We start from the raw sequence: 11,950 nt of genomic DNA on the forward strand, positions 1-11,950 counted from the left end.
GCGCCGCGCTGCCCGCGGCGCGGCCCCGCCTGCGAGGCCGCGGTGCCGGACGCCGCGCGGATCGGGCCGGCGCACCGCGCCGCCTGCCTGCGGGTGGCGGCCGGGGCGATGCCGGACCGGGACGCCGACGGACACCGGGTCGATCGCGCGCCGGGCTGGCCTGGCGGCTGGGCGCTGGACCACGCCCGGGCCGAATTCCGCCGGGGCTCGGGCCTGCCGGCATGAGCGAGGCGCCGCTGCTGGAGGCGCGCGGCCTCCTCCGCCGCTACGGGATGCGCCGCGGGCTGCTCGGCCGGCCGGTCGAGGTCCGGGCGGTGGATGGGGTGTCGCTCTCGCTGCACCGCGGCCGCACCCTGGGCCTGGTGGGGGAGAGCGGCTGCGGCAAATCCACCACCGGCCGCCTGGTGCTCGGCCTCGAACCGTCGGATGGGGGCGGCGTGGCCTGGGAGGGACGGCCGATGCCGCCCCCCGGCACGCCGGCATGGCGGGCGCTGCGCGCGCGCATGCAGATGGTGTTCCAGGACCCGCTGGGCGCGCTGGACCGCCGCCTGCCCATCGGCGCGCAGGTGGCGGAGCCGCTGGCCATCCATGGCCTGCCGGGTAGCCGCGACCGCGTCGCGGAATTGCTGCGCGATGTCGGGCTGCGGCCCGACCAGGCGGCGCGCTACCCGCATGAGCTCTCCGGCGGCCAGCGGCAGCGCGCGGTGCTGGCGCGCGCCCTGGCGACCGCGCCGGCGCTGCTGGTCTGCGACGAGCCGATCAGCGCCCTCGACGTCTCCATCCAGGCGCAGGTGATGAACCTGCTGACGGAGCTGCAGGCGCGGCACGGCATGGCGATGCTGTTCATCAGCCACGACCTGCGGGCGGTGCGGCAGGTCAGCCACCGCGTCGCGGTCATGTATCTCGGCCGCATCGTCGAGGCAGGGAAGCCGGACGCGGTGCTGCAGGACCCGGCGCACCCCTATGCGCGGGCGCTGGTCTCGGCCATTCCGCATCCCGGCCGAAGGCAGGCGCGCATCCTGCTGCCGGGCGACCCGCCCAACCCGGCCGACCGTCCCGCCGGCTGCGCCTTCCATCCGCGCTGTCCCATGGCCGTCGCGCTCTGCGCGCGGGAGGCGCCGGCGCTGAAGCCCCGCCCGGGCGATGGCCGCCTGGTCGCCTGCCATCTGGCGCAGGGCGACGCGACCCTGCCGAAGGCGGCCTGACATGCTGCGCTTCCTCGCCTCCCGCCTCCTCCGCGCCCTGCTGACCATCGGCATGGTGGTCACCTTCGCCTTCGTCGTGCTGCGCCTGTCGGGCGACCCGGCGCAGATCATCATGGGCTCGGAAGCGCCGCCCGAGGCCGTGGCGGCCTTCCGCGCCTCCTGGGGCCTCGACCAGCCGCTCTGGGTGCAATACCTGCGCTACTTCCTGGCGATCCTCGAGGGCGATCTCGGCCGGTCGATGCGCGACGGCAGGCCGGCGCTGGACCTGGTGGTGGAACGCATCCCGGCCACCCTGGCGCTGACGCTGCCGGCGCTGCTGATCAAGCTCGGCCTCGGCATCCCGGCGGGCGTGACCGCGGCGCTGCACCGGAACAGCGCCATCGACCGCGCGGTGATGCTGCTGGCGGTGGCCGGCTTCACCATGCCGTCCTTCGTGCTTGGCCTGCTGCTGGTGCTGGTCTTCGCGGTGCAGCTCGGCTGGCTGCCCTCCGGCGGGCAGGAGGGCTGGCGGCACGCCATCCTGCCGGTGGTCACGCTGGGCATCGGCGGCGCGGCGGCGCTGGCGCGCTTCACCCGCAGCGCCATGCTGGAAGTGCTGGGCCAGCCCTATATCCGCACCGCCTCGGCCAAGGGCGTGCCCTGGCGCGCCGTGGTCTCCCGCCATGCCCTGCCGAATGCCGCCATCCCGACCGTGACCATCATCGGCTTCATGGTCGGCAGCCTGATCGCCGGCGCGGTGGTGGTGGAAAGCGTCTTCTCCTGGCCCGGCGTCGGGCGGCTGCTGGTGGTCGCCGTGGCCAACCGCGACCTGGCGGTGGTGCAGGCGATCCTGCTGCTGGTGGCGGCCACCATGGTCACGGCGAATGTCCTGGTGGACCTGCTCTACGGCGCGCTGGACCCGCGGCTGCGCGCCGCGCCGAAGGGGGTGCGCTGAGATGCCGGAAGCGCCGCCCTCCCCCATCATGCTGGCGCCGCCGCGGGCGCGGCGCCAGGGCCTGCCGCCGCTCGTCCTCTTCGCCGTCGGCTGGCTCGGCCTCATGCTCGGCGTGGCGCTGCTGGCGAATGTGGTCAGCCCCTATGCCTATACCGCGCTCGACCTGCGCAACCGCCTGTCCCCGCCCATCGGCTTCGGCGGCACCACGGCGCATTGGCTGGGCACGGATGAGCTGGGGCGGGACGTGCTGTCCCGGCTGATCCATTCCATCCGGATGAGCCTGCTGATCGCCTTCGGCGCCACGCTCATCGGCGCCGTCGTCGGCACCACGCTCGGCCTGCTGGCGGCGCAGTTCCGCGGGCTGGTGGAGCAGGCGGTGCTGGCGCTGGTGGATTTCTCCGCCAGCCTGCCCTTCCTGATCCTGGCGCTGGCGGTGCTGGCCTTCTTCGGCAACTCCCTCACGCTCTTCGTCTGCCTGCTCGGCCTGCATGCCTGGGAGCGCTATGCGCGCATCGCCCGCGGCCTCGCCATCAGCGCCGGCGCGCAGGGCTATGCGGCGGCGGTGCGGCAGCTCGGCGCATCGGCCTGGCGGGTGCAGCTGCGGCATGTGCTGCCGAACATCGCCTCCACCCTCATCGTCTCCATGACGCTCGCCTTCCCGGAGATCATCCTGCTGGAGAGCGGGCTGTCCTTCCTCGGCCTCGGCGTGCAGCCGCCGGCGACCTCGCTCGGCAGCATGGTGGGGTATGGGCGGGAATACCTCTCGCGCGCGCCCTGGATCCTGCTCTCGCCGGCGGCGGTGATCGTGCTGACCACGCTGTCGGTCTCGGCGCTCGGCGACTGGCTGCGCGACCGGCTGGACCCGTCGCTGGACTGATCCGCGGCGGCCCGGCGGGGCGGGCCGATGCGACGCGCCGGATGTTTGGCGGCCGGCGCGAACCAGTGCATTCGCCCCAAGGCGGCGGTCGCCCGGGCGCGCCGGCCGCTTCGGCTGGCGGCCCCGGGCCGGCAAACGGGTGGATCCGACCCTGGCCTAGGCCGACCGACGCGGCCCTGCCGCCGTGACGGTGCCCCCTCTCTGCGAGATGACCGCAAGCGGGATCAGCCCGACCACGGTGATCGCGGCCATCACCCACCAGGCCAGGCGGAACGCCGCGACCGGTGCCTCGGCCGCGCCGGGCGCGGCGACGATCGCCACGAAGATGGCGACGCCGACCGCGAAGCCGATCTGGCGCACCATGTTGATCACGCCCGACCCGGTGGCAAAGGACGATACCGGCAGGGCCGAGGTTCCGAGGCCCATGAGCGTCGGCAGCGTGAGCCCGACGCCGATGCCCGAGGGGATGACGCACAGCATGGCGAAGGCGAGGTCCGCCTGCGGCCCGGCGGCGAGTGCCCACACGACCACGCCGGCCGCGAAGACGGCGAGGCCTGCCGCCACGACGCGCGTCGGGCCGAACCGGCGGATCAGCGGGCCGGACAGCAGCAGGGATGTGACGGGGACCATGAAGGGGCCGGGCGCGATCGCCAGGCCGATCTTCTCGGCGGGCCAGTGCCAGACGCCTTCCTGCCAGAGCACGAGCGAGAGCAGGAAGCCGCCGAAGGCGGTCGAGAACGGCGCCATCGTCAGCGTCGCCCGGGTGAAGTCCCGGATCCGGAAGAGCGCCGGATCGATGAAGGGCGCGTCGGCGCTCCGGCAATGCGCGACGAACAGCGCCAGCGTCGCCGCCGCCACCGCGAAGCTCAGCGACACCCCGACCGAGCTCCATCCCCAGTCGTTCACCTTCACGATCCCGAATGCCAGCGCGCTGATGCCGATGGTGATCAGCGCGGCCGCCCAGGTGCTCGGCACCGGGACGTCATGGCCGGGGATGCGCGGCAGCCGCATCGCCCCGACAACCAGCGCGAGGACGCCGATCGGGACGTTGACCAGGAAGATCCAGCGCCAGCTGATCGTGACGAGCAGCCCGCCCACCAGGGGGCCCAGGGCGGCGGCGAACCCGCCGATGGCGGCCCAGGTGCGGACCGCGCCGCCGCGGCGCTCCGCCGGGAAGGTCGCCAGGATGAGGCCGAGGGAGGTGGGCGTCAGCAGGGCCGCGCCGGCCGCCTGCAGGAGGCGGAATGCGACCAGGGTCCAGACGCTGTTCGCCAGCGCGCAGGCGGCCGAGGCGATGGTGAACAGGGCGATGCCGGCGAGGAAGCTGAGGTTGCGCGGGTAGCGTTCGGCCAGCCGGCCGCACAGCACCAGCAGCGCCGCATAGACGATCGCGTAGCCGTTCAGGATCCAGGACAGGTCGCCGAGATTCGCGTCGCCGAAATCCCGGGCGATATCCGGCAGCGCCACGTTGACGATGAACAGGTCGAGGTTGGCCAGCACGATCCCGGCGCAGACGATCGCCAGGACCTGACCCGGACTCGCGGGGGCCCTCATGCCCCCTCCCTGCCGCTGCTGTCCCGCGCGGTCGCGCGCGGCATGGTGGACATGCGCATCTCGGGTCTCCTCCGCGCACGGCCGGTTTTTGATGGCGGCCGCCAGGATTGACTTTTCATGGCGCCAGCCATTAATGATGTCAAGCTGCGCACGGATGCTGACGATGGCAGGGGCATGAAGGTCACCAAGGCGAAGGCCGCCGAGAACCGCGAGCGCATCCTCGCCGGGGCCGCCCGGCTGTTCCGCGAGCAGGGCGTCTCCGGCGTCGGCGTCGATGCCCTGGCCGAGGCCGCCGGCCTCACCCATGGCAGCCTGTACAGCCAGTTCGGCTCCAAGGAGCGGCTGGCGGAGGCGGCCCTGCAACACGCCTTGACGACGAGTGCGGCGCGCCTCGGCGACGCGAGGTCCCTGGAGGACTATGTCGCCCGCTACCTCACCGCTGACCACCGGGACCGCCGCGGCGATGGCTGCGTGGTCGCGGCGCTCGGGAGCGAGATGCCACGCCACGCCATGGCGCTTCGGCGCGGCTTCACGGGCGCCGTGCGGGCGATGGTCGGGCGGATCGCCGGGCTGCTGCCGGCGGGCCGATCGTCGGAGGACGCCGCCCTTGCGGCCGCGGCGACCATGGTCGGCGCGCTGACCCTGGCGCGCGCCGTCGACGATCCCGCGCTGTCGGACCGCATCCTGGCCGCGGCCCGGACCGCGCTGGCCTCGGGCGACGAGGCCGCTGCCACCGCCTCACGAGGGAGCACGAGACATGGCGCCGAGCGATAGGCGAGAGCGGCGGGAGGTCGCCCTGATCGTCGGCGGCGGCCCCGGCATCAGCGCGAGCTGTGCGCGGCTCTTCGCAACGAACGGCATGGCGGTCGCCATCGCCGCCCGGAGCTTGGACAAGCCGGTGCTGCATGACCTGGAACGGGCGCACGGCGTGCGCCGCTTCGGCTGCGACGCCAGCGACCCCGTGGCCGTGGAGCAGCTGTTCTCCACCGTCGTCCGCGACGTCGGTACCCCCACGCTCGTCGTCCACAACATCGATGGCCGGGTTCCCGGCATCTTCGGCAAGCGGATCGTCGACGCCGATCCGGACCTCGCCTTCGAAACCATCCGGAACGCGGCCTTCAGCGCATTCCTGGTCGGACGGCAGGCCGCCCGCGCCATGCTGGAGAGCGAGCCGAAGGACGATGGCGTGCGGGGTTCGATCATCTTCACGAATGCCAGCGCGGCCCTCAAGGGCTTCCCGGCGAGCGGCGCCTTTGCGATGGCATGCCATGCCAAGTCCGGGCTCGCCCAGAGCATGGCGCGGGAACTGATGCCGCAGGGCATCCATGTGGCGAATGTCCCGATCGACGCCGCGGTCGGCCTGGCCCAGGACGACGGCACCCGCGCCCACCGCCGGGCAGGACCGACCGTCGACGACAACATGGCCGATCCGGACCGCATCGCGGAGATCTACCTGCAGCTGCACCGCCAGCACCGGTCGACCTGGGCCTTCGAGATCGTGCTGCGGCCCTGGGTCGAGAGGTGGTGATCGCGGGGACGGCGCGCGGGCCCGATGCCGCGATGCCGGCGCGCCAGCCTTCAGCCGGCGCCGCGACGCGCGGAGCTTGACCCTGCGTCCCGGCCCTTTCTGACAGTGGCGAGGATGCGAGGCGTCTGGCGCGCATGACGCGATCGGCGCGGGCCGGCCTGCCGCCCCGCGCCGCGGGTCCTACCGAACCCCGCTGCCGGGCCAGAGCACCACGCGCAGCGTCTGCAGGATGATCCGCAGGTCGAGCAGCACGCTGAAATTCTTCACGTAGTACAGGTCGTAGCTCAGCTTCGACCGGGCATCGTCCAGCGACGCGCCATAGGGGTAGTTCACCTGCGCCCAGCCGGTCAGCCCGGCGCGGACCCGGTGCCGCTCCTCGTACAGGGGAAGCTGCGCCGCCAGCTCGCGGGTGAATTCCGGCCGCTCCGGCCGCGGGCCGACGAAGGACATGTCGCCGCGCAGCACGTTGATCAGCTGCGGCAGTTCGTCCAGCCGGGTGCGGCGCAGGAAGCGGCCGGTGGCGGTCACCCGCGGGTCGCCCTGCTGCGCCCAGGTGGCGCCCTTCTTCTCCGCGTCGATCCGCATCGTCCGCAGCTTCATGATGCTGAAGACGCGGCCGCCCTGCGTCACCCGGTTCTGCCGGTACAGCGCCGGGCCGCCATCCTGCAGCTTCACCGCCAGCGCCGCCGCGGCCAGGAAGGGCCCGGTCAGCAGCAGCACCGCCAGGCTGACCACCACATCCACCACCCGCTTCGCCGCCCGGTCCAGCGCGCCGGCATCGAAGCCCTGGGCAAATAGCAGCCAGCCCAGCTCCAGCCGCTTCAGGTCCACGCGGCCGATCTCGCGCTCCAGCACGCTCAGGTAGTCCACCACCGGGTAGCCGGCGATGCGGCAATCCAGCAGCGCCCGCATGTCGAGGCCGCGCCGCTCATCCGGCGCCACCACCACCTGGTCGGCGCCGAACCCGCGGGCGAGGGCGAGGAAGTCGGAGGAGGCGGGGAGCACCGGGGCGGCGGTATCGGCCGTCAGGCGCGGATCCACCTCCCCCATCGCCGGATGATGCGCGAAGGCGAAGTCATAGGCGCCGGCGCGGCCTTCCCGCCGCAGCAGCAGCGCCAGGTCCCAGGCGCGCCGCCCGGCGCCGATGACCAGCACCCGCCGCTTGCAGACGCCGGCGCCGCGCAGCCCGGCCAGGGCGATGCGGGCCAGCGCCCCGGCCAGCGTCAGGCCCAGCAGCGCATTGCCGACCAGCACCGGGACATGGCCGGGTTCCCCCGGCAGCGGCAGCAGGCTGGCCGAGGCCGCCACCGCCGTGCTCAGCGCTGCCGCCAGCGGCAGCCGCCCCAGCATCCGCCGCGTCTCCAGCAGGGCATCCCGCCGGTAGAAGCCGAGGGCATAGAGGAACAGCAGCCAGAGCGCCGGATAGGCCAGCAGATGCGCCGGGTCGGGCCGCGCCTCCGCCGGCAGGACCGCCAGCGCCTGCAGCAGCCAGGCCATGGCCGCCATCAGGTCCAATGCGAAAAGCAGGGTCGCGGCATCCAATTGCGCGCCGCGCGCGGCGCTCTGCCGGGCCGGCGGCGCAATCAGGGCGTCGGTGGTCATGCAGGGGCTGTCCTGGCCGGGAACCCGCAGGTTTCGACGGTTCCGATGACCGATCCCTTAATGGGCGATCTTGCGCGGTCCCGCTTCATGTCACGGTTGCGAAACTGGGGCGCCGCCGCGGCCCGCGGATCGGGGTCACAGCCAGGCGCCGCGCGCCGGCAGCCTGCGCCATCGGCGCCCCGGCAGCCAGGCTGTCCGCCCGGGCGTGCCTGCGGCTCCGGGCTTGGCGCGGCGATCGGCGCGGCCGCGGCAGGGACGCGGGCCGCCAACGCCTCCTCGGCCCCTGCGGCGGGGGCGGGACCTGCCGCCGGGGCTGTCAGGGTGGCCGGCGGGAAGCGGCCCCGTGCCCGAGGTCAGGTCCAGTCCCGGCTGACCAGTTCCATCCCGTGGCGCCCGAAATACATCTGGCGCCTGTCCTCGTCGATCTCGTGGATGTACCGGCCCTCGTGCCGCATGTCCTCGAATGTCCTGGCGCCGTCGGCCGGCGTGAAGATGAAATGCGCGCGGCCATCCTCGCTGCCGCTGTTGCGCCAGCCATGCACCGAGCCCCGCGGGATGAACACCCAGGCCCCCGCTGTGACGCGGTGGGACGCCGCCCCGAGCCGGACGGTGAACTCGCCGGACACGATGTGGATGACCTCGTCCGAGGTGTGGTGGATGTGCAGCGCCGTGCGGCCGCCGGGCGGGACCACCTCCTCGAACACCGCGATCCTGCCCCCGGTCTGCTCGGCGAGGAGCTTGAAGATGGTGGGGCGCCCCTGCTGCATGTCCCAGACCGGGCCTTCATGCGCTGCGACGACGAAGCCCGCAGAACCGCCTGCCATGCTGGTTCCTCCCCTGGCCGCCTTCGGCGCGGCGGCGGATCGCCCAGCCCTATCACGGATCGGATCGCAGCCGGGAGACGATGACGCCGGCCTGGACACGTCCCGGCGGCCGCGCGCCGGGTCGGATGGCCAAGCCGGGCAGCCCTGGGCCAGGCCGGACCGGCGAAGCGCCATCCCGTGCCGCCGCCGCGGCAAGCCGGCCCGCGCGCGGTCGTCCGATCCCGCCGGCCATGGCGGGCCCCGCTGTCAGGGCGGCGTGGCGCGCCGCGCCGGCCCTGCCGCGACGGGCGCTATTTCAGCTTCCGCTTCAGGAACCGCCGCACCTGCCGCAGGCCAAGCGCGACGAGCACCGCCACCACCGGGATCGCCACGCCCGTCACCAGGTCCGGGTCGACCTTGCCGCCGCCGGCCTTGATGCCCTTCGCCACATAGCCGACCAGCCCGACCACGTAGTAGGTCACGGCGGCGATCGAGAGCCCCTCCACCGTCTGCTGCAGCTTCAGTTGCTGCTGCGCCCGGCGGTTCATGGAGGCCAGCACCTCCTGGTTCTGCCGCTCCCGCGTCAGGTCGACGCGGGTGGAGAGCAGGCCGGTGGCGCGGGCGACGCGGCGGGACAGCGCATCATGCCGCGCCGCCACCGCCCGGCAGGTGTTCATCGCCGGCGCCAGCCGCCGCTCGGTGAACTCCCGCAGGGTCTGCACGCCCTCGATCCGCACCTCGCGCAGCTCGGCGATGCGGCGCTGCACCAGCTCGTAATAGGCATCCGCCGCACTGAAGCGGTAGAGCGACTCCGCCTCCCGCCGCTCGACCTCGGCGGCCAGCGCGGTCAGCCGCTCCAGCAGCTCCGGCTCGTCCGCCTCGCCGGCCTGGACCAGGGAGTTGGTGATCTCCGCCAGCGCCTGCTCGCTGCGGGTCAGGAAGGGCGCGATCTCCCGCGCCATGGGCAGCGCCAGCAGCGCCATCATCCGGTAGGTGTCGATCTCCAGCAGCCGCTGCACGTAGCGGCCGGCCTGCCGCGGCGACATGCCGGAATCCATCACCAGCATCCGGCTGAAGCCGCCGGTATGGATGCGGAAATCCGTGTAGGCCTGGGCGGTCCCGCCGGCCAGCAGCCCGCCCGCCAGCACATTGCCGGCGAACAGCCGGTCGGCGATGGCATCCGGGTCGGGCGGCCCCTCCTCCCCCGGCAGCAGCGCGACATGCGCCGCGACGATCAGCTGCCCGGGCAGCGCCGCCACCCAGTCCGGCGGCACCGCGGCGATCGCCGGCTCGGCGAAGGGGTCCGCGCCGGCGCCGGGGGCGATGAACATCACCCGGTGGAACTCGGTATGGCTCTCCCATTTCAGCCGGTAGGGGCCGAACTCGGCGCTGAAATGGCTGGCGCCCGGCAGCGGCGGCGTCACCGCGCTGCGCCGCGCCAGCTCCACCACCGCCTCCCAGGACGCATCGCGCCGCACCGGGTCGTGCAGCAGCGCCAGGTAGGAGATACGCATGGGCGCCGCCATCGCCTCGGGCGGGCGCGCATGCACCTCGTCGTTCAGCTCCAGCCGCTGCGGGAAGGACGGGGGCAGGATCATGCCGTCTCGGCCGCCATCACGCCCATCTCCTCCGCCAGGCGCCGGATGATGCCGGCGACCTCCGCCGGCCGTTCCTCATGCGCCAGGTGCCCGAGCGCCGGCAGGTCCAGGATGCGGACATCCGGCAGCAGCCGCTTCAGCCGCCGCGCATCGGATGGCGGCACGGTGCGGTCATGCCCGCCCACCACCAGCACCAGCGGCACGGCCAGCCGCGCCAGGTCGCGCAGCAGCGGCCGCAGCTCCCAGTTCGCCATCATCCCCAGCGCCGCCGCCACATGCCCGGGCCGGCGCACCAGCCGGCCGTAGAACTCCACCCCCTGCGGGTCGACCGTGCTGCCGGTGTCGCGCAGCAGCCGCTCCACCAGCCCGCGGTCGCCGGCCCGCCAGGCGAAGAACCAGGGCACCGCCGGCACCCCGGCCAGCATGCGGGCGATGGGGGAGAAGAGCTGCCCGGCGATCCCCTCGAAGGGCAGCAGCGCGGCGTTGAGGCCGACCAGCGCCCGCGGCGCCATCGTGCCGTCCAGCGTCATCCGGGCGGTCACCGCCGCGCCGGCGGAATGCCCGGCCGCCAGCATGGGCTTGAGGTCGAGCGCCCGCAGCAGCGCCGCGACGCCGCGCGCCATGCCGGGCAGGGAAAGCCCCTCGGCGCGCGGCCGCTCGGTGAAGCCATGGCCGGGCAGGTCGGGGGCGACGACGGTGAAGTCCCGCGCCAGCAGGGGCAGCAGCCCGCGCCAGGAATGGGTGGCGGCGCCGGTGCCATGGAGGAGGAGCAGGACGGGCCCCTCGCCCGCCACCTGGACGTGCCAGCGCAGCCCGCCCGCCGCGACGAAGCGGCTCTGGGCGCGGTTCGGCCAATCGCGCGGGAGGTCGGCCGGGTTCATCCGGCAGGGAGGAGGACCCCGCCCCCCTCCACCCCCCGCCGGCGCCAGGGCCCGGCCGCGGCCCCCGCCATCGGGGCCTGCCGGCGACGCGCCGCGACGCGTCCCGCCTGGCCTCCCGCGTTTCGCCGGCATCCCTGGCCGTGCCGATGCCGCCGGCCTCCGCGGCCCCCGCATGCTGGCCGGGCCGGGACATCCCCGGCCGATCCCTCGCCGGCCCCGTCGCCGGCGCGCCCCGGTCCGGGCCTCATGCCGCCTCGGCCCGCACGGCGCGGGAGAGCGTCGCGGCGTCGGCATAGGGCAGCGCGAGGTACCTGGCCCCCATCTCTGCCGCCAGGCGGCGGCCGGCCTCGGCCGGGCGCGGCGAGACATCGACCAGCACCGCGGCGACCTTCGCCGCGCGCAGGGCCCGCGCCGCCTCCAGCGCCTCCGCCTCCGCCCGCGCCCGGCCGCCGGCGCCGTCCCGCGCCACATTGGCGCGGCCATCGGTCAGCACCACCAGCAGCGGGGTCTGGCCCTTCCGCCGCACCGCCTCGGCCAGGGCCAGGGCGGCATCCAGCGCCGCCGCCACCGGCGTGCCGCCGCCGCCCGGCAGCCCGGCCAGGCAACGCCGGGCCCGCACCAGGGAACTGGTCGGCGGCAGCAGCAGCTCCGCGCCCGTGCCACGGAAGGCCAGCAGCGCCACCCGGTCGCGGCGGACATAGCAATCCGCCAGCAGCAGCTCGACGGCGCCCTTCGCCTCCGCCAGCCGGTGCAGCGCCGCGGAGCCGGAGGCATCCACCGCGAAGATCGTCGCCGTCTCGCTGCGCTGGCGGAAGCGGCGGATCCGCAGGTCGTCCTTCCGGACCTCGATCCGCGCCCCGCTGCGCCCGCGCAGCCGCTGCCAGGGCGCCGCCGCCCGCAGCGTCTCCACCAGGGCCAGGCGGGCGCCGCCGCGCGGCTCCCCGGCCCGGCTGCCGATCGGCCGGCCG

The 11,950-nt window shown here is 74.4% G+C and carries 11 protein-coding genes and 1 pseudogene; 6 read left to right on the plus strand and 6 right to left on the minus strand.

Annotation, left to right across the window (positions count from 1 at the left end):
- From E2C05_RS34280 to E2C05_RS22715, 4 genes and pseudogenes are all read left to right on the plus strand, one after another.
- Nucleotides 1-225: pseudogene (locus E2C05_RS34280) on the plus strand (hypothetical protein); the annotation flags it as partial.
- A complete protein-coding gene (locus E2C05_RS22705; protein WP_133221930.1) occupies nt 222-1,205 on the plus strand; it encodes an ABC transporter ATP-binding protein in 984 nt (327 codons plus the stop codon). The pseudogene E2C05_RS34280 and the gene E2C05_RS22705, both read left to right, overlap by 4 nt.
- Before the next feature lies 1 nt (nt 1,206).
- Nucleotides 1,207-2,139, plus strand: a complete 933-nt coding sequence (locus E2C05_RS22710; RefSeq protein WP_133221931.1) for an ABC transporter permease — start codon at nt 1,207-1,209, stop codon at nt 2,137-2,139.
- Between the two features lies 1 nt (nt 2,140).
- Nucleotides 2,141-3,016, plus strand: coding sequence for an ABC transporter permease (locus E2C05_RS22715; protein WP_200306028.1), 876 nt, complete (start codon nt 2,141-2,143; stop codon nt 3,014-3,016).
- Between the two features lie 156 nt (nt 3,017-3,172).
- Here E2C05_RS22715 and E2C05_RS22720 read toward each other — a convergent pair whose 3' ends face one another.
- Nucleotides 3,173-4,570 carry an MFS transporter gene (locus tag E2C05_RS22720; protein ID WP_133221932.1) on the minus strand — a complete coding sequence of 466 codons (1,398 nt, stop codon included), beginning with the start codon at nt 4,568-4,570 and terminating at the stop codon, nt 3,173-3,175.
- Between the two features lie 117 nt (nt 4,571-4,687).
- Between E2C05_RS22720 and E2C05_RS22725 the strand changes: the two genes are divergently transcribed.
- Nucleotides 4,688-5,344 carry a TetR/AcrR family transcriptional regulator gene (locus tag E2C05_RS22725; protein WP_240046836.1) on the plus strand — a complete coding sequence of 219 codons (657 nt, stop codon included), beginning with the start codon at nt 4,688-4,690 and terminating at the stop codon, nt 5,342-5,344.
- Nucleotides 5,328-6,098, plus strand: a complete 771-nt coding sequence (locus E2C05_RS22730) for an SDR family oxidoreductase (protein WP_133221933.1) — start codon at nt 5,328-5,330, stop codon at nt 6,096-6,098. Before E2C05_RS22725 ends, E2C05_RS22730 begins: the two co-directional genes overlap by 17 nt.
- A 180-nt stretch (nt 6,099-6,278) precedes the next feature.
- On the opposite strand, the gene E2C05_RS22735 is transcribed toward E2C05_RS22730, so the two are convergent.
- The 5 genes from E2C05_RS22735 to E2C05_RS22755 all read right to left on the minus strand — a co-directional run.
- Nucleotides 6,279-7,700, minus strand: a complete 1,422-nt coding sequence (locus tag E2C05_RS22735) for a TIGR03013 family XrtA/PEP-CTERM system glycosyltransferase (RefSeq protein WP_133221934.1) — start codon at nt 7,698-7,700, stop codon at nt 6,279-6,281.
- A gap of 353 nt (nt 7,701-8,053) precedes the next feature.
- Nucleotides 8,054-8,524 (minus strand): cupin domain-containing protein, encoded by a 471-nt coding sequence (locus tag E2C05_RS22740; protein ID WP_158292306.1) that lies wholly within the window; start codon nt 8,522-8,524, stop codon nt 8,054-8,056.
- A 290-nt stretch (nt 8,525-8,814) separates the two neighbouring features.
- Nucleotides 8,815-10,101, minus strand: coding sequence for a DUF3422 family protein (locus tag E2C05_RS22745; protein ID WP_133221936.1), 1,287 nt, complete (start codon nt 10,099-10,101; stop codon nt 8,815-8,817).
- Nucleotides 10,098-10,982 carry an alpha/beta fold hydrolase BchO gene (gene bchO / locus E2C05_RS22750; protein WP_133221937.1) on the minus strand — a complete coding sequence of 295 codons (885 nt, stop codon included), beginning with the start codon at nt 10,980-10,982 and terminating at the stop codon, nt 10,098-10,100. Before bchO ends, E2C05_RS22745 begins: the two co-directional genes overlap by 4 nt.
- 244 nt (nt 10,983-11,226) lie before the next feature.
- The coding region (locus E2C05_RS22755; protein ID WP_133221938.1) for a VWA domain-containing protein at nt 11,227-11,950 on the minus strand (724 nt) is incomplete at its 5' end.

The sequence above is a fragment of the Paracraurococcus ruber genome (assembly GCF_004353985.1).
GTDB lineage: Bacteria > Pseudomonadota > Alphaproteobacteria > Acetobacterales > Acetobacteraceae > Paracraurococcus > Paracraurococcus ruber.